Below are 25,302 nucleotides of genomic sequence, written 5' to 3' on the forward strand. Positions count from 1 at the left end.
CTGCGGTCTTTGCGTATAGTTTCTAGCGTCTCGGACCAGGAAATCTGCACGGCACTAGATAATCGCGGGAGGCAGCCAGAATTCATGCACAAGCGAAAGAAGAAACACAGGTCCCGCGCCCATTTGGGGGCGACCGTGCTCGAGCGCGAGGCAAAGATCGACCTTGCGGAGCGTCCTGCCGACGGTCTCGGCATCGCCTTCCTCGGCGCATCGGAGACCGTCACGGGCTCGCGTTACCTGGTGGATGACGGCGAGACGCAGGTCGTCATCGATTCCGGCCTGTTCCAGGGGCCTAGGGACCTGCGCCGCCTCAACTGGGCGCCCATTCCGCCCGAGGTCGCCGACGTCGACCTGGTGCTGCTGACCCATGCGCATCTCGATCATTCCGGCGCTCTGCCGCGCATGGCGCGTCTCGGCTGGGATGGAACCGTTCTCAGCACACGGGCCACCGAAGCCTTGTGCGAACTTCTTCTGCCGGACAGCGGACACCTCCAGGAGAAGGACGCCGAGTTTGCCAATCGCCACGGCTTTTCACGGCACCAACCCGCGCTGCCTCTCTACACCCAGGCCGACGCGCGCATGGCGCTGCAGCTGTTCCGAACGGTCGAGTTCGGAGCGTGGCACGCAATCGCCGACGGTATCAAGGCGCGCTATCACCGCGCCGGCCATATTCTCGGCGCCGCATCGATCGAGATCGACTGGAACGGTCGCACGATCCTCTTCTCCGGCGATGTCGGACGTTATGGCGACGCAGTCATGAAGGATCCCGAGCTGCCTGAGCGGGCAGATTACGTCGTCGTGGAATCAACCTATGGAGATCGCCGGCACGAGCAGGTCGATCCGGCAAGGGTGCTGGGTGATCATATCGAACGATGCGTCAGGCGCGGCGGAACTGTCGTCATCCCAGCCTTCGCGGTCGGGCGCGCCCAGTCGCTGCTGTATCACCTGTCCCGCCTGCGCGCTGACGGACGCCTGCGGGACATTCCCATCTATCTCGACAGCCCGATGGCGATCAATGCGAGCGGGCTGATGTGCGACTTCATGGGGGAGCACCGGCTGAGTCGCGCGGAGTGCGAAACTGCCTGTGGGGTGGCGCATTATGTACGGGAGGTCGAGGAGTCCAAGGAGCTGACCGCCAATGCCGCCCCCAAGGTCATCATTTCGGCAAGCGGCATGGCGACCGGCGGCCGCGTTCTCCATCATCTCAAGCGCTTCGCACCCGATGGGAAGAACCTCATCCTCTTTTCGGGGTTCCAGGCGGCGGGGACACGCGGCGCGGCGATAATCGGCGGGGCCCGGACGATCAAGATCCACGGCGAATATATCCCGGTCGCGGCCGAGGTCGCGAACCTCACCATGCTCTCGGCCCACGCCGACAGCGACGAGCTCATGCGGTGGCTCGGCGCGCTGCACGAGGGGCCACGACACGTCTATGTCACTCACGGCGAGCCGACCGGCGCGCATGTGCTGGCGAAGCGCATCTCGGAAGAACTGAACTGGTCGTGCAGCGTGCCGGCATTAGGAAGCTGGGGCCTGCTCGCGTGAGAGCTTCTGCAATCGAGGAGGCCGATTCGGAGCCCGTCGCGACGACGCTGCGGGCGCGCCGCCTCGGCCTGACCGCAGCCGGCAACGACCTCATTGCAGTCATGCGCCACGACTGCCCGGTCTGCCGATCCGAAGGCCTCGCCTCGCGGGCGCAAGTCAGCCTCCGTGCCGGCGACAACGAAGTGGTGGTTTCCTTGCTGCACAGCTCGGGCGATGCTCCTGCGCCCGGGGAAATAGGCCTGTCCGAGACAGCGTGGCATCGGCTCGGTGTCCGTGACGACGATCTGGTCGAGATCACGCACGCCCAGCCGCTCGCCTCGCTCAGCGACGTACGCCGTCGCATCTACGGGAACCGGCTTGGCAAAGAGGCCTTCTCCGCGATCATCAGCGACATCACCGAGCGTCGGTACAGCGATGTCCATCTCGCAGCCTTCGTGACGGCCTGTTCGGCAGTGCCGCTCGATCAGGATGAAACCATCGGGCTCACCAGGGCCATGGTTGATGTCGGTGAGCGGCTGAGCTGGCCCGGCGCGGTCATCGTCGACAAGCATAGTGTCGGCGGATTGCCGGGAAATCGCACGACGCCGATCGTCGTCTCGATCATGGCCGCTGAAGGCTTGATCATGCCCAAGACATCCTCGCGGGCGATCACCTCGCCGGCCGGCACCGCCGACACGATGGAAGTACTGGCACCCGTCGACCTCGACGTCCCCGCGATCCGCCGGGTGGTCGAACGCGAAGGCGGGTGTATCGTGTGGGGCGGCGCCGTCCGGCTGAGTCCGGCCGACGATGTAATCATCGGAGTCGAACGGGTGCTCGACATCGATGCGGTCGGCCAGATGGTGGCCTCGGTTCTCTCCAAGAAGATCGCCGCCGGCGCGACCCATCTCGTGATCGACATCCCGGTCGGTCCGACTGCCAAGGTGCGCAGCGCCGATGCGGCCGACACACTCTCAACGGCGCTGACGTCGGTCGCCGAAGCCTTTGGCTTGCGTACCCGCGTAATGTGCGGCTCAGGCGCCGAGCCGATCGGACGTGGCATCGGCCCGGCGCTCGAAGCTCAGGATGTACTGGCCGTGCTTCAAGGCGAACCCGGCGCGGAGGATCTCGCGCAGCGCGCATGCGAACTCGCCGGAGGCCTCTTCGAGTTGGCGGGGGCAACACCAGCCGGCGGAGGGTTCGCGCGGGCGCTGGAAAGTCTCGAAAGCGGCCGTGCCTGGGCGAAATTCCAACGCATCTGCGAAGCTCAGGGCGGCATGCGCGCACCCCCGGTTGCCCCATTTCAGCAGGATATGATCGCGCCTTATACCGGCCGGCTCGTCAGCATCGACAACCGCAAGCTCGCGACCGTCGCAAAGCTCGCCGGCGCCCCGATGGCCAAAGCCGCGGGAGTCGCGCTCCATAGCCGCCTGAACCAGAGAGTTGAGGCAGGCACACCCCTGTGCACCATACATGCCGAGAGCCCAGGCGAACTCGACTATGCGGCAGCCTTCGCGGTGAGCAATGGTGCGATCTTCGGGATCGCCGCGGAATGAGCCGGCCGATCGTCTTCGCGCTTCCCGGCAGTGAGGCGCTCCTCCAGGCCTTGTGTGCCGCGCTCGGCGCACAGCCGGGCGTACTGGAGCACCGCGAGTTCCCGGACGGAGAATCGTATCTCAGGACCGTAAGCGATGTCGCCGATCGTGACGTCGTCCTCCTGTGCAGCCTCGATCGTCCGAATGCAAAGCTGTTGCCACTTCTGTTCGCAGCGGACACGGTTCGCGAGCTTGGGGCGCGCAAGGCTGGCCTTGTCGCTCCCTATCTTGCCTACATGCGCCAAGACGTGCGCTTCCATCCCGGCGAGGCCGTGACGTCGCGCACCTTTTCCGCCGTCCTGTCGCGCCATCTCGACTGGATGGTGACGGTCGATCCCCATCTCCACCGCTATCATGATCTGTCGGAAATCTACCGCATTCCTACTCGGGTCGTTCATGCCGCGCCGCTGATGGCGTCCTGGATCAAGCAGAATGTCGCCCGACCGCTGATCATTGGACCCGACGCGGAAAGCCAGCAATGGGTGGCGCAGGTAGCAGCGGACGCTGACGCGCCGTACCTCGTTTGCGAGAAGGCGCGTTCCGGCGATCGCGAGGTGACCATCTCGATCCCCGATGCCTCCACCTTTTCCAACCGCCAGGCGGTGCTGGTAGATGATATCGCCTCATCGGGCCGCACACTCGCGGGCGCTGCGCGCCAGCTCGTTGGCATGGGTTTTGCGCCGCCCGATTGCGCGGTGGTGCATCCCCTCTTCGCGGGAGACGCAGCACAGGTGCTGGGCGCGCTTGTTGGCCGCATCGTCAGCACCAACACAGTTGTCCACGCTTCTAACGGTATCGACACGGTGCCCATGATCGCCGAGGCGGTTCACAGCCTCCTGTAATCGGCATGGGTCCACCTTCGCGATTGGTGAGCCAACGATCGCACGTTCCTGACCGTCCGCACCGACTGGAACGCGTGTGCGATCAGCCCCGCGCGTGCAACAGTGCAAATCCCTCTTGACCTTGGACTATGGTCCAACCCGCACAAGGCCCGCGCGAAGCGGCGCCATGATCGCCGCTGCAGCATGGTGCCGGTTCGGTTTGCCTAGGAGGACCATGGGGGACAAGCGCGTCGTTCATATCGTCGATGACGAAGAGACAATCAGGAAAGCAGTTGGATTCACGCTACGCACGGCGGGGTTTGTCGTTGAGACTTATGCGTCGGGACCGGAATTTCTGCAGAGTGCAGATGAGGCCGAGAACGGGTGCGTCATTTTGGACATGCATATGCCGGACATGGATGGTCTAGAGGTTCAGGCCGCCCTGGCACAGATAAACATCGACATGCCGGTCGTCGTGCTGACCGGAAATGGCGATGTGGCGCTGGCAGTCCAGGCGATGAAGGCAGGCGCCGTGGACTTTCTCGCCAAGCCGATCGAAAGGGCCATACTGCTCGATGCGATCGACCGCGCTTTCGCGCGCATTGATCGGGCAGATAGCCGTACCGTCGAAGAAGCCGGAGCGCGGAGGCTGATTGATCTGCTGACGCAGCGTGAAAGGGATGTTCTTGAAGGTCTCGCCCAGGGCCACCCGAACAAGACTATCGCCTACGACCTCGGCATCTCTTCCCGAACGGTCGAGGTCCATCGCGCCAACCTCATGTCCAAACTCGGCGTCCATACCCTTTCCCAAACCTTGAGGATCGCCTTTTCGGCAGGAATGGGAAAGCTGCCGTGAGCCTCTAAACACAGCCATATAACTGCGCTTCCTTCGGCTTAGCCAGCCCGGAGTGACAGCGAAACGCCGTCATAAGCTGCGCCACCTTCGCCAAGAAGGTGATGATACCACCCCGGCCGGCGGCTTTGGTGCGGGCTCATTCCTGCCAAAGGGCAAGCCGATCTTCGATCGCTATCTCAAAATCGCGTTAGAGTTCAACGATGAGAAGATAAACGGCGGCCAATGACAACGCAAACAGGCCCGCAATAACCCACAGAAAGTCGGAACTCAGGACGATATTGCTGTAAAGAAAGCGGCCGAATACGATCAGGAGACTTAGTGCGGTCGCCCTGATCAGCCAGCTATTCCGCCCAGTCAGCATGAAACGCCGGCTCCGGTCAACATGGTTCCGTATCCCGCGATAAAGCCTCCCCACGTGTTAAATACGATGCCAAGCCAATCCCGCAATGCTGGCGAAAGAGCCTGCGGATTGCCGCCAATATAGCGAACATCCTCCGGGAGCAGTGGTGGACGGAATCCGAGGAAATATATCGAAAGCCCCATCGTGAGAACGCCAAGTGCGATCAACACTCCGCCCACCAGAGCGGGTCTGATCCGAGAGACGGGCTACTTTACCATTTTCTACCGACAGTCAGCTCAGCGATGATGGGACAATCCGGCCGTTCGTCGCCGTGACACTGCTCGGCAAGATCGAGGAGTGTCTTCCGCAGGGTAGTCAGGGCTTCGGCCTTGCGCTGAAGTTCCTCCGCACGCGCCAGCGCAACCCGCTTCACATCGGCGCTGTTGCGGCCATTATCCGCCCAAAGGCTGAGCAGGGTCCGAATTTCCGCGATCGGGAAGCCGAGATCGCGCGCATTGGCGATGAACCGCAGGCGATAAAGGTCGCGCTCGCCATAGTCGCGATAGCCCGCGCCCCGGCGCGGCGGCGCCGGGATGAGGCCGATCTTCTCATAGTGGCGGATCATCCGCTCCGAGACGCCGGTCTGTTTCGAAGCCTCCCCGATATTCATGCTGAGCCCTTCTCGCCCGCCTTGAGAGGAAAGGTGCGGGCGGCATCCCCGACCATCCGGTCCACGCACCAGCGGGCGTAGAAGCCCGCGAACAGCGCGCCCAAGAGTCGCCCCGGGAACGAACCGGGCAAGCCATAGTCGATCCACACCCGCAATCGCGATCCCGACGGCAAGGGCTCGATCTCGAAGCCCATCTCGTAGCCGCCGATAATCAGGAGCTGCGGTGCACCGACGGTTCGCCATCGCTTGCGCCGCGGGGGCTCATGCTCAACCACCACCTCGTCCACTCGGAGGTTGAGCCCGAAGGCCGAGCCGATCATGGTGATACGCGAGCCGATCGCCTTGCCGCACTGCTCATCGAGCAGATACTCTATCCCGCCGCCGCCCATCATCCAGAACGACCCGGTCATGTGACTGGCGAGCGATGCCGGATCGTCGAGCCGCACGAACAGCGCATCCGAAGCGGCAGCGGTTTCGCGAACCTCTTCGAGGTGATGCGTGAGTTGCGACATCACGGCGGTGTCGGCAGCCATGATCCTTGCTTCACAGCGCTTGCCGGTTGAGGCGGAGCGCGTTCGTGACAACGCTCACCGAAGACAGCGCCATCGCCAACGCCGCGATGATCGGTGACAGGAGGATGCCGAACAGCGGATAGAGGACGCCCGCCGCGACCGGGACCCCGGCGACATTGTAGATGAAGGCGAAGACCAGGTTCTGGCGGATGTTGGACATGGTCGCCTGGCTCAACCGCCGTGCCCGCACGATGCCCATGAGATCGCCCTTGAGGAGCGTCACGCCCGCGCTCTCGATCGCAACGTCCGTCCCCGAGCCCATGGCGATGCCGACATCGGCGGCAGCCAGCGCCGGCGCGTCGTTGACGCCATCTCCAGCCATCGCGACGACGCGGCCTTCGGCTTTAAGACGAGCGACCACGGCACTCTTCTGGTCTGGCAGAACTTCGGCCTCGACATCGTCGATCCCGAGGCGTCTCGCGACCGCTTCGGCGGTCGTGCGGTTGTCGCCGGTCAGCATGACGACGCGGATACCTTCCGCCTTGAGCGCGGCCAACGCTTCGGGTGTCGTCTGCTTCACAGGATCGGCGATCGCGAACGCTCCTCCCACCTTGCCGTCGACACCGATGAAGATCGCCGTGGCGCCATCGCGGCGAAGCGTGTCGGCCTGCTCAGCCAGCGCTTCCGTCGCGATCCCCTCCTCGCCCAGGAAGCGGGCATTGCCGAGGACGATCCGGCGGCCATCGACGGTGCCGAGCGCGCCGCGCCCTGTCGGAGAGTCGAAGTCGCTCACCTCGCTCATGGCGATGCCACGGTCTTTCGCGGCCTCGACGATCGCAAGTGCCAGCGGATGCTCGGACGCACGCTCCACCGATGCGGCAAGACGCAGCAGCTCCGCTTCGTCGAAGCCGGAAGCCGGCACGACCTGCGTGACAGCCGGACGGCCTTCGGTAAGCGTGCCGGTCTTGTCGACGACGAGCGTGTCGACCTTTTCCATATGCTCAAGGGCCTCGGCATTCTTGATGAGGACGCCGAGCCCCGCGCCCCGGCCGACACCGACCATGATTGACATCGGCGTGGCCAACCCGAGCGCGCAGGGACAGGCGATGATCAGCACGGCAACGGCCGCGACGAGCCCGTAGGCGAAGCGCGGCTCCGGGCCCCAGATGCTCCAGGCGATGAAGGCGATGATAGCGATGCCGATGACGACGGGGACGAACCAGCCCGAGACCTGATCGGCCATGCGCTGGATCGGCGCGCGCGAGCGCTGCGCCTCCGCGACCATCTGGACGATGCGCGCGAGCATCGTGTCGCGCCCGACCTTGTCGGCGACGATGACGAGCGCGCCGGTCTGGTTGAGCGTGCCGCCGATGACCTTGTCTTGCCTGGCCTTGGTAACGGGCATGGATTCGCCGGTGACCATCGATTCGTCGAGCGAGGAGCGTCCATCCTCGACCACGCCGTCGACCGGCACCTTCTCGCCGGGACGTACCCGCAGGCGGTCGCCCACGGCGATCAACTCGAGACCGACCTCTTCCTCCGCGCCGTCAGCGGCGATGCGACGCGCGGTCTTGGGCGCGAGATTGAGCAGAGCCTTGATCGCGCCGGAGGTGCGTTCTCGCGCACGCAGCTCCAGTACCTGCCCCAGCAGCACAAGGACGGTGATCACTGCGGCCGCCTCAAAATAGACCGCGACCATCCCGTCCCCGGCGCGGAATGCGGGCGGAAATATCTGCGGGGCGAGCGTCGCGACGACGCTGTAGACCCAGGCGACGCCGGTCCCCATGGCGATCAGAGTGAACATGTTGAGATTGCGGGTCTTGAGCGAGGCCCAGCCCCGCACGAAGAACGGCCATCCGGCCCAGAGCACGACCGGGGTGGCGAGGACGAGCTGAACCCAGACCGAGACCGACATCGGCACCAAGCGATGGATTACCGGGAAGAGGTGCGCCCCCATTTCGAGGATCAACACGGGAACCGCGAGCACCAGACCAACCCAGAACCGCCGCGTGAAATCGATCAGCTCATGACTGGGGCCGCTGTCGGCGGTCACCGTTGCCGGCTCGAGCGCCATGCCGCAGATCGGGCAGGCACCGGGATGGTCCTGACGGATCTCGGGATGCATCGGGCATGTCCAGATCGTGCCTTCGGGGGCCTCGGCCGGCGACGCGGCCGGCCGGAAGTAGCGCTCCGGATCGGCAATGAACTTGGAGCGGCAGCCCGCGCTGCAGAAATGCCAGCTCTTGCCGCCATGCTCGGCATGATGGGCGGTCTTGGCCGGATCGACGGTCATGCCGCAGACCGGATCCTTCACGCCCGCCACTGGTTTCGCCGCACCGTGGCCGCCGCAGCAACCGCCTCCATGCGCCGCTGAGTGTGTCTCGTTCATCGCCTTGCTCCTTTTCGACGCCTGACGATGTAGGGTCTGACACCGTGTCAGGGTCAATACGTATTCTCCTAAGCGGCGAGGCTGGTGCTCAACGCCCCCACGCTCGACACCCGGCTGCGCGAAACAGGGATATGTCTCAAGTCGATCCCGGGCTGCGTTGATCCGGCTCCCAAGGGCGGCGCGTAGGACTGCATGGCGCTCGCTCTGCTCGGGCGGTTGGCATTGCGCTAGACCGACATTGGCGGAGACAGTGTTCCCAGCCATGCGACGAGCCCTAGAATGACGACCGCCAGGCAGCCCTCGACGAGCAAGCTCTTGCGCAACAGGACCATCGCCGCCGCCGCGTCCTGTTGCGCAATGGCGAAATTCAGCGCGGGCGTGAGGCGGAAGCGGTTGAGTCCGGCAAGGCCGACCATCGCGGCAAAAAGCAGGAGCTTGGCGATCAGCAGCAGCCCATAGGTCGATTGCGCCAGCGTCAGGACATGGTCAGGGCCGACCAAAAAGGCGCCGTTGATGGCGCCGGTGAGAATGAGCAGGCCAACGATCAGCGTGCCGACGCTTGCGAAGCCGCGCAGGGCGCACTCGGCCAGCATTGCCCGCTCCATGTCATCGGTCGCGATCGTCGGCAGGGTCAGGATGAGAAAGGCGGCGATCGCCCCGACCCATGCCCCGGCCGCAAAGAGATGAAGGAGGTCGGCCGCAAGTTGCAGCCACCCCGCATTGCCTTCCCCGGCCGCGCCGTGACCCGACCAGGCAAGCGTCGCCAGCGCGACTGCGCCTGCGACCGTCACACCCAGGGTGGCGCCGCGCGGCAATCGGCTCAGCAGCGCAGCGCCGAACAGCACGAAAAGAAGCGCCAGCATTCGTATCTTGAGCGCGAGGCCCAGCGCCGTTTCGTCGAGGAGGTCGCCGAGGATCGACATGTCCGGCTGGGTGAACGGCACGCCGGCCATGGCCGCTCCCTGGAACAGGAAACCCAGCGAAGAGAGGATGAGGCCGAGCACCGCGAGGCCGATGAGCGGAGCGACCATCGGCAGGTGCCGCCGCCCGGTCCGCCCGCCGCCGAGCGCATAGAGCGCAAACAGCGGCAGACCGAACAGCAGCCCGAGGTCGACGTAGAGCGCCCAGCGGATCGCGACGAGAGCCACGTCGCTCACCGGGTCACGTCACAGTGAAGGCGAGGTTGCCCTGAATCCGGTGCGTATCGGTCGAGACGACATGCCAGGCGACCTGATAGCTTCCGGCCGAGAGCGGTCGCGCGAGCGTCAGGATAAGCGTCTTGCCGTCAGCGCCGGTCGAGGTCTTGAAGCCCGTGACCGCCATGCGATGGTTGGGCATGCCGGGCATGCCGGTCATGACGATCTCGGCGCCCGACAGCCTGGGCATCAAGCCCTCGCTGAAAGTGAGCGTGATCTTCGACGGGGCCGCGACGCTCGCATTGGCGACAGGCGTCGAGGACAGGAGCTTGGGATGGGCGAAGGCCGGGGATGCGACGAGCACGCTGGCGGCGAGCGCGGCCAGGGCAAGGCGATGCGGTGCAGGCATGAAAGCAACTCCTTCTCGAAGAACGGTATTGCTGAATACGCAGCGCCGAGGCTTACCCCTCAAAATATTCACGCGCGCATCGCATGAGGGGCATGATGGGTTATTGCGTATTCTAAGGTTGAAGGAGAATGCAGATGACGGATCTCGACACACTTCTCGGACGCTTGCGCGATGCGCCGCTCGATCGGCGGCTACACGGTCTCGACGATCGGGTGATGGCGGAGATCGCGCGCATCCAGGCAAGTCCGAGCGTAGGCAACACCATGTTCGGCATTGCTGCGGTCGCGGCGCTTCTCATCGGGATTGCCGGCTCTGGGCTGCCCGCGGCATCCGCCGGTGCGAGCACCATCACGCCGTTCGACGCCCAGCTGGCCTTGGCGCCCTCGTCGCTGCTTGGATCGCGGTGATGCGCGATCCTCGGCGGCTGGTTCTTCTGGCGCTGCTGACATTTGCCGCGGCGATCGCCGGCGTGGTGATCGGGCGCGTCTATGTGGTGCCCGATCGGCCCGTCGAGAATGAACTTCACGAATTGCTACACCGCGATCTGAAGCTCGATGCCGGACAGCATGCTCGTCTCGAGACGATCGAGAAGAGCTATGCGATCCGTCGTCAGGCGCTCGAGGCTGAGCTGCGCGCCGACAATGTACGCCTTGCCGAGGCGATCGATGCCGAACATGGCTATGGCCCGAGGGTCTCGGCCGCTGTCGACCGCTCGCATCAGGCAATGGGCGAATTACAGAAGGAGACGCTGGAGCATATCTTCGCGATGCGCGCGGTGCTCCGTCCCGACCAGGCGGCGAAGTTCGACGAAGCCGTGGTGAAAGCTCTCACGGCCCAGAAAAAATGACGCTCCACCTCCCCGACTGCTCGGACGGGGAGCTTGCGGATCTGGCCCTGGCTGGCCGACAAGCAGCGTTCGGCGAACTGGTGCGACGCCACCAGGGCTGGGTCTACCGGCTCGTGCGCAGTCACGTCGGCGATAGCGAGGAAGCCATCGATGTAACCCAGACCTGCTTCGTCTCGGCGTTCACCGCGTTGGGCCGGTATGACGGCAAACGATCGTTCCGCGCCTGGCTGTCTCGTATCGCGCTCAACAAATGCAGAGACTGGCACCGCCGCCGCGCCGTTCGCAGGCTGCTCGCCTTCGCTTTGCCGCTGGGCGAAGCACGCGACGTGGCAGACGAAACGCCTGGCGCGGACAGAACGCTAGCTGGCGAAACCGAGCTGGAGCGCACGACGACGGCGATCGCGGCTCTGCCTGTCGCGCTCAAGCAAGTGCTGCTTCTGCGGACAGTTGAAGGCTGCTCCGAAGCCGAGACCGCCGAGATCCTCGGGATCAGCCAGAAGGCGGTCGAAACCAGACTTTACCGCGCTCGGACGCGACTTTCGGAAATCTTGCAAAATTCCTGAGGGGTAAGCGCTCACGCTGCGTATTCCCAATAACCCCTCCTGGATGTGAGCAGAGACAGCGCGTTATGAATTCAGTGTTCGACCGCCGCCAGTTCCTGCGCGGCGCCGCGCTCGCAAGCGGCGCCGCCGCGCTGTCGGCCTGGCTGCCTGCCTGGGCGCAAACCCTGTCGGCGGGCTTGCGGCCGACTATCCCAACCGTCTCCGGCGAGGACATCACCCTCACCATCGCCCGCCAGTCGATGACGATCGACGGGCATCGCTTTCGCGCAATCGGTATCAACGGCACGGTCCCTGCGCCGCTGGTCCGCTTGCGCGAGGGGCAAAGGGTGCGGCTTAACGTCGTCAACCAGCTCGAAGAGGACAGCTCGATCCACTGGCACGGGCTTCTGGTCCCGGCGAAGCATGACGGCGTGCCGGGCGTGTCGTTCCCCGGCATCAAGCCGGGTTCGAGCTATCTCTACGACTTCCCGGTCATCCAGAGCGGCACCTATTGGTATCACAGCCATTCGGGCCTTCAGGAACAGGAAGGTCATTACGGGCCGATCATCATCGACCCGGCGGGCGACGATCCCGTTGCCTATGACCGCGAGCATGTGATCGTACTGGCCGATCACAGCCCGCTGTCGCCGGAGGCGATCTTCCGTCGCCTCAAGGTCAATCCGGGCCATTTCAACTTCCAGCGCCAGACGCTCGCCGGGCTGCTCTCGGGGCGCGACCAGCCGCTCAAGGACCGGCTCGACTGGGGCCAGATGCGGATGGACCCGACCGACATCTCGGACGTCACCGGCTCGACCTACACCTATCTCGTCAACGGCCATGGCCCGTTCGACAACTGGACCGCGCTGTTCACGCCCGGCGAGCGGGTGCGGCTGCGCGTCATCAACGCCTCGGCGATGACCACCTTCAATGTCCGTATTCCGGGACTGCCGCTCACGATCGTCCAGGCCGACGGGCAGAATGTGGTGCCGGTGACGGTCGACGAGTTTCAGATCGGCGTCGCCGAGACCTACGACCTCATCGTCACGCCCGGCGAGGACAAGGCTTTCACCCTCGTCGGCGAGGCGATCGACCGCTCGGGCATGGCGCGCGCCACGCTCGCGCCGCGCGCCGGCATGGCCGCCGAGGTGCCGCCGCTGCGCAAGCGACCGCTCGCCGACATGAAGGACATGGGAATGGACATGTCCTCGACGCCCGGCATGGAAGGCATGGACATGTCGGGTGGCGCGCCGCGCGGCGTCGATCCCAGCGCCGAGAAGAACGCCTCGGCGCGTCTCGGCGGCACGGCAGCGGTGATGCCGGGCATGGATCATTCCGGGATGAGCGGCATGGACCACTCCGGCATGGCCGGGATGGATCATTCGGCAATGGCGGCGGAAGCCGGAGACCAGATGAACGGCATGGATCATGGCGGGCACGAGATGGCCTCGATGAAGATGCGCGACTTTGCAAATGCACCGCAGGTCAAGCGCGATCCGAGCGTTCAGACCATCTCACCGATGCCGGTCGATCGCACCGGCGAACCGGGCCAGGGCTTGGCCGACGTCGGCCACAAGGTACTCGTCTACAAGGATCTGATGGCACTGGAGCGCAACCCCGATGTCCGGGCGCCTGGCCGCAGCATCGACATCCACCTCACCGGCAACATGGAGCGCTTCATGTGGTCGTTCGACGGGGAGAAAATGTCGGACCATCACGAACCGATCCCCTTCACCGAAGGCGAGCGCGTGCGGATCAACCTCATCAACGACACGATGATGGGCCACCCGATCCACATCCACGGCCATTTCTTCGAACTGGTGACGGGACACGGCGATCACGCGCCGAGGAAGCACACGGTGATCGTCCAGCCCGGCGGCAAGGTGAGTTGGGACTTCACCGCCGACGCCGTTGGCGACTGGGCATTCCACTGCCATCTCCTCTACCACATGCATGCCGGCATGATGCGGGTCGTGAGCGTGCGCCCGAAGGGAGACGCATAATGATCCGGCCACTTGCCACACTGGGCAGTGTGATCGCGCTCATGGCAGCCACCCCGACCTTTGCCCAGGACCATTCGATGCACGACATGCCCGGCATGACACCGCCGGGCGGGGCGCAGCCGGCGCAGGACAAGCAGAAGCACAAGGACGCCGCGCCGCGCCCCAACCCACCTGCGCAGTCGCAGGATCCGGCCGCCTCGCCAGACAGCATGCCGGGAATGGACCATTCTCAGCATCAGGGCAGCGCAATGCCCGACATGCCTGGCATGGATCACGCCCAGCACAGCCAGGGCGCGATGCCGGGGATGGAGATGACGGGGACGGCGCTTCCCGCCGGTGACGCACCGCCGCCGCCTGTTCCGCACGACCATTATGCCGATCGCGATTTTCCCGGCGGTGAGATGGCGCAGCCGCGCATGGCCATGATGAAGGAGAGCGGCGGCAATAATTTCGGCCAGCTGTTGCTCAACGTCTTCGAGTATCAAGCCCATAGCGGCCGCGACGGCTATCGCTGGGACGGCGAAGGCTTCTACGGCGGCGACATCAACCGGCTCTGGCTCAAGAGCGAGGGCGAAGGCGAGTTCGGGCGCGGGATCGATACCGCCGAAGTGCAGGTGCTCTACAGCCGCGCCATCGACCCCTATTTCAACGTCCAGGCCGGTGTCCGGCAGGATTTCGGGCGCGGGCCCGACCGCACCTATGCGACGGTCGGCTTCGAGGGCCTGGCGCCCGGCTTCTTCGAATTGGAAGGCGCACTGTTCCTCTCCACCAAGGGCGACCTGCTCGGCCGGGTCGAAGGTTATTACGACCAACGCATCACCCAGCGCCTCATCCTCCAGCCACGCGTCGAGGTGAATTTCAGTGCGCAGGATGTGCCCGAGAACGACATCGGCTCAGGTCTCGTCAACGTCGAACCCGGCCTGCGGCTGCGGTACGAAATCAGCCGCCAGTTCGCGCCCTATATCGGCGTGTCCTATCTGCGCAAAACGGGAGATACGGCACGGCTCTCCCGCCTTGCCGGGGAGGATGTCCATGCCACGAGCTTCGTCGCTGGCGTCCGCTTCTGGTTCTAGTCCGGGAGCGGCGAATGGCGATGCGGCAGATGGGCAAGAGGATGTGCGGCGATCCCGCTGTATCTGATTCACGCCGAACCAAGGAGAGGACCTATGGACCACCCATCCGGCCACGGCAGCCCGCAAAAGGGAGCCTATTGGAGCCTCGCGCTCCAGACCCTCGTCAGCGGCGTCATCATGTATCTCGTGATGTTCGTCATGATCGACGGTCTCGACAGCTTCTACAACAACCTGAACATGCTCTACATGACGATGATGATGGTAGCGCCGATGGTGGTGCTGATGATCCTCGCCATGCGGCATATGTTCCCGTCGAAGGCCGCCAATATCGCGCTGATCGGGGTCTCGCTGATCGCTTTCTTCGGCAGCTTCGCCCTGATCCGCACCCAAACGACGATCGGCGACACAGCCTTCCTGCGCTCGATGATCCCGCACCATTCGGGCGCGATCCTGATGTGCCGCGAAGCGCGGCTGAGCGACCCGGAGGTCGTCCGTCTGTGCACCTCGATCGAGCAGTCGCAGCGCCAGGAAATCGACGAGATGAAGGCCATCCTCGCGCGTCGCTGAGCATCTCCTTCGAACCTCGATCCCTCAAACGCCTTCGGTTACTGGGCTGAGCGGGCGTCATGGACAAGAAAGATCCCGACGCCAAGAATGCCACTACCGAGATCGAGCGGCTTGCCGCGCTGTTTCTGCGTCAGGCCGGCCGCTATGTCCTTTCGCTGCTTGATGTCTCCGGGCGGGTGCTGAGCTACAATGAGGAAGGCGAGCGGATCGAATGCTGGCCGCTCGACCATGTTCTGGGAAAGCCGCATGATCTTTTCTATCCGCCCGACGAGATCACTGCCGGCAGACCACGGGCCGACCTGGCAGCGGCGCTAGACGAAGGAACATTCGAGCGCGAAGCCTGGAGAGTTTGCGAGAACGGCTCCGAGTATCTGGCGCGCCTGACCATTACGGCGCTGTTCGACGGTGACCTTCATTGCGGGTTCGCGTGCATCACCCGCGACGTCACCGACGAGGCCGCCGTTCGCGCCTCGATCGAGACGCGCGAACAGCATTTGCAATCCATCCTTGCGACCGTCCCCGACGCGATGATCATCATCGACGAGGGGGGCAGCATCACCTCGTTCAGCGCAGCCGCCGAGCGCCTGTTCGGCTACCGGGAATCCGAACTGATCGGGCACAACGTCTCGTGCCTGATGCCGCAACCGGACCGCGGCCGTCACGACGAGTATATCGCCCACTACCTCCGGACCGGCGAGCGCCGCATCATCGGGCTCGGCCGCGTGGTCGTCGGGCAGCGCCGCGACGGTTCGACCTTTCCGATGGAGCTATCCGTCGGCGAGGCGGGCGAGGACGGCCAGCGCATGTTCACCGGCTTCGTCCGCGATCTCACCGCAAAGGAACAGGACGAGCTGAAGCTGAAGGAGCTTCAGGCCGAACTCGTGCACGTCTCCCGCCTCAGTGCCATGGGCACGATGGCCTCTACCCTTGCGCACGAACTCAACCAGCCTCTCGCGGCGGTAGCACTCTACCTGGAAACGATCAGGGATCTGCTCGAGGCAGAGGAGGGCGAGCGTTTCGCGTCGCTGCGTTCGGTGATGGACGACGCGGCCCAGGAAACCTTGCGTGCCGGCCATATCGTCCGCCGCCTGCGCGATTTCGTGGCGCGCGGAGAGGTCGAGAAGAGCGTTCATGACTTGCCGCATGTCATCGCCGAGGCAAGCCAGCTGGCGTTGGTCGGCGCGCGCGAACGCGGCGTTCGCACTTTTTTCGCGCTCGACCCGGCCGCGACGCCGGTTCTCGTCGACCGCGTGCAGGTCCAGCAGGTGCTCGTCAATCTGATGCGCAACGCGATCGAGGCGATGGCGGAAGTGCCGATCCGCGATCTCCGGCTCGCGAGCATGCTGCGCCCCGATGGCCTGATCGAAGTAACCGTCGAGGATACGGGACCGGGCATCGCCGAGGAAATTCGGCAGCAGCTCTTCACCGCGTTCGTGTCGACCAAGTCCGATGGCATGGGCCTCGGCCTTTCGATCTGCCGGACCATCATCGAGGCGCACGGTGGAAGGATCTGGGTCGAGCACCCCCCGCGTGGCGGCACGCGATTTCATTTCACGCTGATCCACGCGAAGGCGGAGGAGGATTATGGAGGATAGGCGGATCATTCACCTCGTCGACGACGAGGAAGCAATTCGGCGCGCGGCCGGCTTTGCGCTGAAGACGGCAGGCTATGTTGTCGAAACCTATGCGTCAGGGGTGGAATTTCTCAAGGTGGCCAGGTCCGCGACAATTGGCTGCGTTATCCTCGACGTGCGCATGCCGGAAATGGATGGCCTGGCGGTTCAGGCCGCCATGGCCGAGCGCGGGATCAACATGCCGGTCGTCGTTCTCACAGGGCATGGTGATGTCTCGGTTGCAGTGCAGGCGATGAAGGCCGGCGCCGTCGACTTTCTGGAAAAGCCGTTCGAGAAGGCTGCCCTCCTTCAAGCAGTTACCCGCGCCTTTGGGCGCATAGACGATGCCGACGTCCGCGCGATAGAGGCAACCGACGCCCAAGTGCGCATCGCCGCCCTGACGCCCCGGGAGCGTGAAGTGCTCGAGGGTTTGGCGAATGGCTACCCCAACAAAACCATTGCCTACGATCTGGGATGCTCATCGCGGACGGTCGAGGTTCACCGCGCCAGCGTCATGACCAAGCTGGATGTCCGCAACCTGTCCGAGGCGCTCAGGATCGCCTTCGCCGCCGGATTGGGCCGCAAACCCTAGTAACTGCGAAGTTTACGTAGCGACCCTGAGCCGTGACCGTGCGACCGATATAGCGGTTTCAACCGGTATATTGATCACGCGCGATGTTATCTGTCAGTGCCCGGTGCGATGGCCGCTACACCATCCTTGTCTCTGACGACGATCCGGGCGTGCGGCGCAGCGTTCAGTTGCTGCTGCGATCGCGCGGCTATAAGGTGTACGGCTACACGACAGGTCGTGCGCTGTTGGCCGATCCTCGAGCAAACGAGGCCGACTGTGTAATCCTCGATTATCGGATGCCCGATATCGACGGTTTCGCCATCCTGCGCCATCTCAGGCAGACTGGCTGGTCGGGACACGCGATCATGATATCGGGCTTTCATGACGTCGTGCTGGCGCAGCGTGCCGCCGAAGCCGGCTTTGATCACATCATTGCCAAGCCGTTGATCGGTCGGGCTCTCCTCGATGCCGTCGGGCAGCACAGCGCGCAAAATCGCCGGGGTCATTAAAGGGGTCTTCTAATCCGCTCCGCGTGACAGCGCAGAGGTTGAAGGTGCAGCGGCCACCAAAGGTCCGAACGCTCCGACAATGCGAGACCGGCATCTATGCAATTCAATGTCGTGCGAAGACCCGCGGGCCGGCAGCGCCAAAGGCGATGACATCATAGCTATGGGACTTGACGCCCGGCACTTCCATGCCTTCCGAGCCAAGCGGCATGCCAGCGACGGCGAGCCCCTTGACGCCTGCGGGACGGGTGGCGAGCAAACGCTTCATGTCGGAAATCGGGACATGGCCTTCGAACGCATATCCGTCGATCAGGGCCGTATGGCAGGAAGAAAATTGCACGGGGACGCCGACCCTGCGCCGCAAAGCAGGCCGCGCGGCATCGTCCTCCATGATGACCTTGCGGCCGAGCTTCGCCTGGACAGCCCGCGCCCACTTCTCACAGCATCCACATCCCGGGTCCCGGCGAACGACGACATCGCTGGCGGCGAGAGCGACGCCCGGCATGGTGAGGAACAACAAGGCGGCAGACAAACGGGTCTTCATGGACAGATTCCTGAACAGTGACGATGAGCGGTAGACGTTTGCACCTATTGTTCAATACGCACCAATGCCGCCTCCCCCTCATCAAACGGTGGCATTTGTCGAACCCGGCCTGCGTCGCCAGACCAGCGGCAGCGCCACAAGGAGAAGGATCGACATCCAGCCGATGCCTATCAGGATCAACGACTGCTCCCCTGGATCGGCTAAGGCAATCGCCAGTGGCGCCAGAGCCTGGCCAATGCTGGCTGCGGCATGCTGCAGCCCCAGCTTCCAGCCGGACGGAAGCGTGGGGCCGCTGATCCAGAAGCTCGTCACGAGACGAAGGCTCGCGGAACTCCAGCCGGCCGCGACAATGAGGCCGGCGATCACGATCATCGACGACGCATAGGGAAAGACGAACAAGGCGGCGGCGAGAAGCCCAAGCGTAAGGCACGCGAGCAATCTGGGGGCTGTCACCAGCCACGGGACCCTGGTGTGGAACAGCTGCGCCGCCAACATCGCCAGTCCGCAAAGGCTGAGCATCCATGCAATCGCCTCGCGGTTGAGACTGGCTTCAACGCGGGTCACCAACAAGCTGACATGCATGGCGGCAAGGCCCCCACCGCCGACGACCGTGACAAGGAGCAGGATCGAAGTGGTCGGAAGCGACTGTGCTTCGCCATCACCACCGCTCCCGGGCCGCGCGGCGCCGCGCACCGGCAGGGGCGCAACCAACATGAGCACGGCGATCATGGCGACGGCGACCGACAGCATCAGGAGCGGCGCTCGAGGAAATACCGCCCCGGAGACCTCCGCGAGCAGCGGAGCGGACAGATCGCCCAGGAAAACGAAGGCGGTGAGCCAGGTGAAGTGCATCGCCCGCTCGGCCCGTCCACCTCCGGCAAAGCTCGTGGAGAGCAATGCGAGCGGTATGATCGCGGCCGCGGACATGCCCGCGAGAGCGCGCAGGAGATAGAGTGTCGGAAGCGCCACGACCCCGACCGGCGCCAAGGCAAAAGCGAGAAGGATGAGCGCGGCGCGCAGCAGGACCCGATAGTCCATGCGGTCCGCGAGCCAGCCCCAGAGCGGCGCAAAGAGCAATGCCGCAAGGGGATGCGCCGCACTCAGGCTCGCTACGTGGAAGTCATGGGCGCGCAGCGACAGTGGGACCGGTCCCTCGTCGACGAGCGACGGCAGGAACGCAAGGATAGCGGTCTGGCCCGCCGCCGCAGCGGCGACGGCGAACTGCAGCAAGATCGGCGAGCGGAAGGCTGTCTCCTTCTCGCCGTCCCCTTCGTCGCGACGCCCGGGTTCGTTCAATGATCCTGCCGGCGCCGCATTGCGGGTCACCACCACACGCGCAAGCCGACCACGACGCGATGCTCGGTCACAAGCTCGCGATCCGCGCGCCGGAAATCGGCGGTGCCGCCCAGCGCGCGTTCCCAGACGAAGCCGACATAGGGCGCGAACTTGCGCGAGATTTCATAGCGCAGCCGGCCGCTCAGTTCGACATTGCTGAAGCCGCTGCCGAGCTCGCGGTCGGTGGAGCGCTTGGAATAGACGTTGGTCTCGACCTGCGGCGTCAGGATGAGCCGATTGGTGAAGAGCACTTCATAGGAAGCCTTGGCACGGGCCGCCACACGGCCGTCGTCACCTACATAGCCGGTCAGCTGGACGTCGAACCAGTAGGGCGCCAGACCCTCGACGCCGGCGGCGAGCCAGGTCGTGGCACCCTTGCCGAGATCTTGGCGAACGCCCAACAGCGTGCCCCAGAACGGGTTCTTGCTGTGCCACCAGAGCGCCTCGACGCTGCTCTCGGGATCGAGGCGATCGCCGGAGTTCTTCAGTCCCTGGCTGCGCAGCCAGAGCTTGTCGTTGTCCTGTCCCCTGGTGACCAGCACCGTCCAACCGAAACCTTGCCCTTCGTTGCCGGTGGCAAACTCCAGTTCGTCGACGAGGATCTTGGGGATCGAGAGCTTGTCGGCCATCTCATAACCCGGCAGGCTGGAATTACGGTAGCCGTCGGCATAGTCGTTGGAGTCGCGCGCGTCCGGCGGGGCCTTGCCGCCCTGCATCCGGCCCATGTCCATCTTCGTGCTGCCGCCCGACACGTCGACCCCGGACATATCCATGCCGGCATGGTCCTCGGCCCGGGGCGGTTCTTCCGGTTGAACCTGCTGCGCGATCGGCGGCGCGGCCGGGACGTGTTGGTGAGGCGCGACCTGAGCATGGGCGGGCGCGACCGCCACAGCCAAGAGCGCAATGACAAAGGCGAACGGAGCACCTTGTGGGCGAGCAAGGCCGGTCATGCGACCACCACCTCCCGGAACATGCCGGCGGCCATATGGTAGAGCAGATGGCAGTGGAACGCCCAACGGCCCATCGCATCCGCCGTGACCCGGAAGCTCACCCGCTGGGCCGGCTGGACCACCACGGTATGCTTGCGGACCTGGAAAGTGCCGTCCGGCGCTTCGACGTCGCTCCACATGCCGTGGAGGTGCATCGGATGGGCCATCATCGTATCGTTGACCAGGGTGATGCGCAGCCGCTCGTTCGGCTTGAAGTGAAGCGGCCGCGAGTCGTTGAGCTTGATCCCGTCGAGCGCCCAGATGAACCGCTCCATATTGCCGTTGAGGTGGAGCTCGATCTCGCGTTCCGGCTCGCGCGGATCGGGATCTCCGGTCGGTGTCCTCAAGTCTGCCAGCGTCAGGACGCGCCATGATCGACCGCGCAAGCCCGCCCCCGGGTCGTCGAGATTGGCGCGAGGATAGTCGACGCGCATGTCGGTGTTCGCGCCATATTCGGTGCGGGCATGCCGGGCCTTGGGCGGCATCTCCGTCATGCCGTGCCCCGCATGTTCGCCGCCCATTGCGGTCATGGCGCCCATCATGTCGACGGGGTCGAGCCAGGGCCGCGCATCGAGCGCCGGCACGGGCGCGACCATGCCGGGCGCGGGCGCGATCGTGCCGCGGGCGAACCCCGTGCGGTCGATCGACTGGGCGAAGATCGTGCGGGCATCACCGTCCGGCATGGTGAACTCGACATCATAGGTCTCGCCGGGCCCGATCCGGAACTCCTCGACCGTCACCGGCACCACCGCCTGCCCGTCGGTCGAGACGATCGTGAGCGCGACACCGGGGATACGCACGTCGAAGAAGGTCGCCGTCCCGGCGCCGACGAAGCGGAGGCGAACATGCTCGCCCGGCGCGGCGATGGCGGTCCAGTTGCCCGCGGGCGTCGTCCCGTTCATGAGATAGGTGTAGGTCGCGGCGGAAATATCGCTGTAATCGGTCGGATTCATGCGCGACGTGTTCCACATTCGCCGGCGCTCGAGGGCCTTGCCAAGCCCCATCGAGCCGACGTCCTTGAGGAAGTCGCCTGCGGTCGGCTGCGCGAAATTGTAATAGCTGCTCAGCTTCTTGAGGTTCGTGAAGATCTGGAGCGGCGGCTCGTCCGACCAGTCGCTCAGCATGATCGTATAATCGCGGTCGGGAACAGAACCCGTCGGCACCTTGGGATCGATGACGATCGCACCGTAAAGCCCGGTCTGCTCGGCGAGCGTGTGGGCATGATACCAGTAGGTCCCCGTCTGGCAAACCTCGAACCGGTAGGTAAAGGTCTCGCCCGGCGCGATGCCCGCGAAGCTGATGCCCGGGACGCCGTCCATTTCGGCGGGCAGGATGATCCCGTGCCAGTGGATGCTCGACATTTCCTTGAGGCTGTTGCGAACCCGCAGCGTGACGGTGTCGCCCTCGCGCAGGCGCAAGACGGGTGCCGGGACCGCCCCGTTCACCGCCGTCGCGACCCGGCGCTTGCCGGTATAGTTGACCGGCAGCTCGGCGATCTCGAGGTCGAACTCGGTTCCGCGCAGTTCGCCGGCCGACGCGGAAAGGGATTTCGCCAGCAGCGCCGGAGCGAATCCGGCAACGCCTGCGCCGACCGCCAGCCCCTGGACGAAGCGGCGCCGCGCGATCGGGAAACTATGAAACGAGGGCATGACCGTCGCTTTCGTCAAATATGGTCAGGCCAGATCGAGGACGATCCGCCCCTCGATGTCGCCATGGTGCATGCGCGCGAAAACATCGTTGATATTCTCGAGCTTCTCGGCGTGCACGGTTGCGTGGACCTTGCCTTCGCCGGCGAAGGCCAGCGCTTCTATGAGGTCGAGCCGGGTGCCGACGATCGATCCGCGTACCGTGATGCCGTTGAGCACGGTGTCGAAGATCGACAGCGGAAAATCGCCGGGCGGAAGGCCGTTGAGCGCCACCGTGCCGCCGCGCCGGACCATGCCCAGCGCCTGCTGGAAGGCCTTGGGCGATACCGCGGTGACGAGGACGCCCTGCGCACCGCCGATCGCCTTCTTGATGGCGACCGAAGGATCCTCGCCGCGTGCGTTGACGGTCAGCGCGGCCCCAAGGCGGGTTGCGAGCTCAAGCTTGCTATCGTCTATGTCGACCGCGGCAACGTTCATACCCATGGCGCGGGCATATTGCACCGCCATATGACCGAGACCGCCGATCCCGGAAACGACGACCCAATCGCCGGGCTTTGCCTCGGTAGCCTTCAGGCCCTTATAGACCGTGACGCCCGCGCAGAGGATCGGCGCGATGTCGATGAAGTCGACATTGTCGGGAAGATGCCCAACATAGTTGGGATCGGCGAGGACATATTCCGCGAAGCTGCCGTTGACCGAATAGCCGGTATTCTGCTGGAGTTCGCACAGCGTCTCCCAGCCGCCCAGGCAATGCACGCAATGGCCGCAGGCGGTGTAGAGCCAGGGAACGCCGACCCGGTCGCCTTCCTTGACATGGGTGACGCCCGATCCGACGGCGGCGACATGACCGACGCCCTCGTGCCCGGGAATGAACGGCGGATTGGGCTTCACCGGCCAGTCGCCCTCGGCCGCGTGCAGATCGGTATGGCACACGCCGGTTGCTGCGATCTTGACGAGGATCTGGCCGGGGCCGACTTCGGGGATCGGCGCCTCTTCGATCACGAGCGGCTTGCCGAATTCGCGGACGACGGCCGCCTTCATGGTTTTCGCCATGTCTTCTTCTCCTACTGCGAGGGTGTCAGAACAGGCCGAGCGCATGCTCGTCATAGGAGACAAGCAGGTTCTTGGTCTGCTGGTAATGGTCGAGCATCATCTTGTGGTTCTCGCGCCCGAACCCCGACGCCTTGTAGCCGCCGAAGGCGGCGTGGGCGGGATACTGATGATAGCAGTTGGTCCAGACTCTCCCGGCCTGGATCGCGCGGCCGAGACGGTATGCGCTGTTTCCGTTACGCGTCCAGACGCCCGCGCCGAGGCCATAGGCCGTGTCGTTGGCAATCGCGATCGCCTCCTCGGCGGTCTTGAACCGCGTCACCGAGAGAACCGGCCCGAAGATTTCCTCCTGGAAGATCCTCATGCGGTTCTCGCCGACGAACACGGTCGGCTGCACGAAATAACCCTGGTCGAACTCGCCGCCGGGAAGCGCTCTGGCACCGCCGGTCAGGCATTGCGCGCCTTCGGCCTTGCCGATCTCGATATAGCCCAAAATCTTGCGAAGCTGGTCCTCGGATGCCTGGGCGCCGACCTGGATCGAGGGATCGAGCGGGTCGCCCTGGCGGATCGCTGCGACGCGCGCCACCGCGCGCTCCATGAAGCGGTCGAAGATCGATTCATGGATGAGCGCGCGCGAGGGACAGGTGCAGACCTCGCCCTTGTTGAAGGCGAACAGCGTGAAGCCCTCGAGCGCCTTGTCAAAGAAGCTGTCGTCCTCATCAAGGACGTCTGCCATGAAGATGTTAGGCGACTTGCCGCCAAGCTCCATCGTCTGCGGGATGAGATGATCGGCGGCGGCGTGCATGATCTGCTTGCCGGTGACGGTCTCGCCGGTGAAGGAGACCTTGGCGATGCGCGGATTGGCGGCGATCGCCTGACCTACGGTTCGCCCCGGACCGGTCACGACGTTGAGCACGCCGGGCGGCAGGATGTCGGCGGTGAGCTCGGCGAGCATCATCAGCGTCAAGGGCGTCTGGGACGCGGGCTTGATGACCGTGCAGTTGCCTGCAGCAAGCGCCGGCGCGATCTTCCAGGCCGCCATCAGCAGCGGGAAATTCCACGGGATGATCTGGCCGACCACGCCCAGCGGTTCGCGGAAATGATAGGCGATCGTATTGGCATCGATCGTCGAGATCGCGCCCTCCTCCGCCCGGATGCAGCCGGCGAAGTAGCGGAAATGATCGATTGCCAGCGGGACGTCAGCGGCGCGCGTTTCGCGGATCGGCTTGCCGTTGTCGATCGTCTCGGCGAGCGCTAGCAGCTCCAGATTATCTTCCAGCCGGTCCGCGATCCGGTTGAGCAGCCGGGCGCGTTCGGCCGGCGAGAGCCTGGCCCACTGATGCTTGGCAGCGTGCGCCGCATCGAGCGCGCGCTCGACATCTTCCGGGCTTGAAAGCGCGAACTCGGCGATCACGGCGCCGTTGATCGGGCTCGTGTCCGTGAAATATTCGCCCGTGGCGGGAGCGCTCCAGCGGCCGCCGATAAAATTGTCATACCGATGCCGGAACGACGGTGCGGCATTGATGGTCCCGATCGCTTTCTCGTACATCGCCTGTCTCCATCTCCATCGGCGCTTGATGGAGTAGACCCTCCGGCAAGCCGTCCTATAAGTAAGTTCCGCAGGAACCAGTCGGATGCCGCGCTAGCAAGATGAGGCATCAAAGATGACTGAAGAGCCGACGCGTCTCATTGAATTACGGACGGTATATTCGTGAGCGCAGACAAATGGTTCGCGGCCACGCTATCGGCGTTCTTAAATGCACCCCG

The 25,302-nt window shown here is 64.5% G+C and carries 25 protein-coding genes; 14 read left to right on the plus strand and 11 right to left on the minus strand.

Going from position 1 to position 25,302, the window contains the following annotated elements; translation table 11 throughout:
- Positions 1-84 precede the first annotated feature (84 nt).
- The 5 genes from GGR44_RS14360 to GGR44_RS14380 all read left to right on the plus strand — a co-directional run bounded on the left by GGR44_RS14360 (position 85) and on the right by GGR44_RS14380 (position 5,022).
- A complete protein-coding gene (locus GGR44_RS14360) occupies positions 85-1,545 on the plus strand; it encodes an MBL fold metallo-hydrolase RNA specificity domain-containing protein (protein WP_183956201.1) in 1,461 nt (486 codons plus the stop codon).
- Positions 1,542-3,080, plus strand: coding sequence for a thymidine phosphorylase (locus tag GGR44_RS14365; protein ID WP_183956202.1), 1,539 nt, complete (start codon positions 1,542-1,544; stop codon positions 3,078-3,080). The genes GGR44_RS14360 and GGR44_RS14365 overlap by 4 nt, the downstream gene beginning before the upstream one ends.
- A complete protein-coding gene (locus GGR44_RS14370) occupies positions 3,077-3,961 on the plus strand; it encodes a ribose-phosphate pyrophosphokinase (protein ID WP_043153225.1) in 885 nt (294 codons plus the stop codon). Before GGR44_RS14365 ends, GGR44_RS14370 begins: the two co-directional genes overlap by 4 nt.
- A 214-nt stretch (positions 3,962-4,175) precedes the next feature.
- A complete protein-coding gene (locus GGR44_RS14375; RefSeq protein WP_043153223.1) occupies positions 4,176-4,796 on the plus strand; it encodes a response regulator transcription factor in 621 nt (206 codons plus the stop codon).
- 52 nt (positions 4,797-4,848) lie between these two features.
- A complete protein-coding gene (locus tag GGR44_RS14380; RefSeq protein WP_183956203.1) occupies positions 4,849-5,022 on the plus strand; it encodes a hypothetical protein in 174 nt (57 codons plus the stop codon).
- 385 nt (positions 5,023-5,407) lie between these two features.
- Here the strand turns inward: GGR44_RS14380 and cueR are convergent, their stop codons facing one another.
- The 5 genes from cueR to copC all read right to left on the minus strand — a co-directional run bounded on the left by cueR (position 5,408) and on the right by copC (position 10,252).
- On the minus strand, positions 5,408-5,806 hold the full coding sequence (gene cueR, locus GGR44_RS14385) for a Cu(I)-responsive transcriptional regulator (protein ID WP_043153220.1): 399 nt from the start codon (positions 5,804-5,806) through the stop codon (positions 5,408-5,410).
- Positions 5,803-6,339 carry an SRPBCC family protein gene (locus tag GGR44_RS14390; RefSeq protein ID WP_221214393.1) on the minus strand — a complete coding sequence of 179 codons (537 nt, stop codon included), beginning with the start codon at positions 6,337-6,339 and terminating at the stop codon, positions 5,803-5,805. The genes cueR and GGR44_RS14390 overlap by 4 nt, the downstream gene beginning before the upstream one ends.
- Positions 6,340-6,349: 10 nt before the next feature.
- Entirely contained in the window at positions 6,350-8,707 is a 2,358-nt protein-coding gene (locus GGR44_RS14395) for a heavy metal translocating P-type ATPase (RefSeq protein WP_043153218.1), read from the minus strand.
- Positions 8,708-8,934: 227 nt separating this feature from the next.
- A complete protein-coding gene (gene copD / locus GGR44_RS14400; RefSeq protein WP_043153217.1) occupies positions 8,935-9,864 on the minus strand; it encodes a copper homeostasis membrane protein CopD in 930 nt (309 codons plus the stop codon).
- A 4-nt stretch (positions 9,865-9,868) separates the two neighbouring features.
- Positions 9,869-10,252 carry a copper homeostasis periplasmic binding protein CopC gene (gene copC / locus GGR44_RS14405; RefSeq protein ID WP_021244014.1) on the minus strand — a complete coding sequence of 128 codons (384 nt, stop codon included), beginning with the start codon at positions 10,250-10,252 and terminating at the stop codon, positions 9,869-9,871.
- A 134-nt stretch (positions 10,253-10,386) separates the two neighbouring features.
- Here copC and GGR44_RS14410 point away from each other — a divergent pair, with 134 nt between their 5' ends.
- The 9 genes from GGR44_RS14410 (at position 10,387) to GGR44_RS14450 (ending at position 17,974) form a co-directional block, all read left to right on the plus strand.
- Complete coding sequence (locus tag GGR44_RS14410; protein ID WP_031290677.1) at positions 10,387-10,659, plus strand: hypothetical protein; 273 nt, start codon at positions 10,387-10,389, stop codon at positions 10,657-10,659.
- A complete protein-coding gene (locus GGR44_RS14415; RefSeq protein ID WP_021244012.1) occupies positions 10,659-11,099 on the plus strand; it encodes a periplasmic heavy metal sensor in 441 nt (146 codons plus the stop codon). Before GGR44_RS14410 ends, GGR44_RS14415 begins: the two co-directional genes overlap by 1 nt.
- Positions 11,096-11,662: an RNA polymerase sigma factor gene (locus GGR44_RS14420; protein WP_183956204.1), complete on the plus strand. Its 567-nt coding sequence runs from the start codon at positions 11,096-11,098 to the stop codon at positions 11,660-11,662. Before GGR44_RS14415 ends, GGR44_RS14420 begins: the two co-directional genes overlap by 4 nt.
- A 65-nt stretch (positions 11,663-11,727) precedes the next feature.
- Positions 11,728-13,641, plus strand: a complete 1,914-nt coding sequence (locus GGR44_RS14425) for a copper resistance system multicopper oxidase (protein WP_183956205.1) — start codon at positions 11,728-11,730, stop codon at positions 13,639-13,641.
- Positions 13,641-14,714 (plus strand): copper resistance protein B, encoded by a 1,074-nt coding sequence (locus GGR44_RS14430; protein ID WP_183956206.1) that lies wholly within the window; start codon positions 13,641-13,643, stop codon positions 14,712-14,714. Before GGR44_RS14425 ends, GGR44_RS14430 begins: the two co-directional genes overlap by 1 nt.
- A 93-nt stretch (positions 14,715-14,807) precedes the next feature.
- Entirely contained in the window at positions 14,808-15,281 is a 474-nt protein-coding gene (locus tag GGR44_RS14435) for a DUF305 domain-containing protein (RefSeq protein WP_021244008.1), read from the plus strand.
- A 59-nt stretch (positions 15,282-15,340) separates the two neighbouring features.
- The gene (locus tag GGR44_RS14440; protein ID WP_021244007.1) at positions 15,341-16,876 is read left to right on the plus strand and encodes a PAS domain-containing sensor histidine kinase; all 1,536 of its coding nucleotides are present in this window, start codon (positions 15,341-15,343) and stop codon (positions 16,874-16,876) included.
- Positions 16,866-17,486 (plus strand): response regulator transcription factor, encoded by a 621-nt coding sequence (locus GGR44_RS14445; protein ID WP_021244006.1) that lies wholly within the window; start codon positions 16,866-16,868, stop codon positions 17,484-17,486. Before GGR44_RS14440 ends, GGR44_RS14445 begins: the two co-directional genes overlap by 11 nt.
- 83 nt (positions 17,487-17,569) lie before the next feature.
- Entirely contained in the window at positions 17,570-17,974 is a 405-nt protein-coding gene (locus tag GGR44_RS14450; RefSeq protein ID WP_021244005.1) for a response regulator, read from the plus strand.
- Between the two features lie 103 nt (positions 17,975-18,077).
- Here the strand turns inward: GGR44_RS14450 and GGR44_RS14455 are convergent, their stop codons facing one another.
- From GGR44_RS14455 to GGR44_RS14480, 6 genes are all read right to left on the minus strand, one after another.
- The gene (locus tag GGR44_RS14455) at positions 18,078-18,515 is read right to left on the minus strand and encodes a DUF411 domain-containing protein (RefSeq protein WP_021244004.1); all 438 of its coding nucleotides are present in this window, start codon (positions 18,513-18,515) and stop codon (positions 18,078-18,080) included.
- 81 nt (positions 18,516-18,596) lie between these two features.
- Positions 18,597-19,811: an MFS transporter gene (locus GGR44_RS14460; protein WP_021244003.1), complete on the minus strand. Its 1,215-nt coding sequence runs from the start codon at positions 19,809-19,811 to the stop codon at positions 18,597-18,599.
- Positions 19,812-19,837: 26 nt separating this feature from the next.
- Positions 19,838-20,623 carry a copper resistance protein B gene (locus GGR44_RS14465; RefSeq protein WP_051187084.1) on the minus strand — a complete coding sequence of 262 codons (786 nt, stop codon included), beginning with the start codon at positions 20,621-20,623 and terminating at the stop codon, positions 19,838-19,840.
- Positions 20,624-20,796: 173 nt separating this feature from the next.
- On the minus strand, positions 20,797-22,488 hold the full coding sequence (locus GGR44_RS14470; RefSeq protein WP_021244001.1) for a copper resistance system multicopper oxidase: 1,692 nt from the start codon (positions 22,486-22,488) through the stop codon (positions 20,797-20,799).
- 24 nt (positions 22,489-22,512) lie between these two features.
- Positions 22,513-23,538, minus strand: coding sequence for an alcohol dehydrogenase AdhP (gene adhP, locus GGR44_RS14475; RefSeq protein WP_183956207.1), 1,026 nt, complete (start codon positions 23,536-23,538; stop codon positions 22,513-22,515).
- A 25-nt stretch (positions 23,539-23,563) separates the two neighbouring features.
- Positions 23,564-25,084, minus strand: a complete 1,521-nt coding sequence (locus GGR44_RS14480; RefSeq protein WP_021243999.1) for an aldehyde dehydrogenase family protein — start codon at positions 25,082-25,084, stop codon at positions 23,564-23,566.
- Between the last annotated feature and the right edge of the window lie 218 nt (positions 25,085-25,302).

Source organism: Sphingobium fontiphilum (assembly GCF_014196635.1).
Taxonomy (GTDB): Bacteria; Pseudomonadota; Alphaproteobacteria; order Sphingomonadales; family Sphingomonadaceae; genus Sphingobium; species Sphingobium fontiphilum.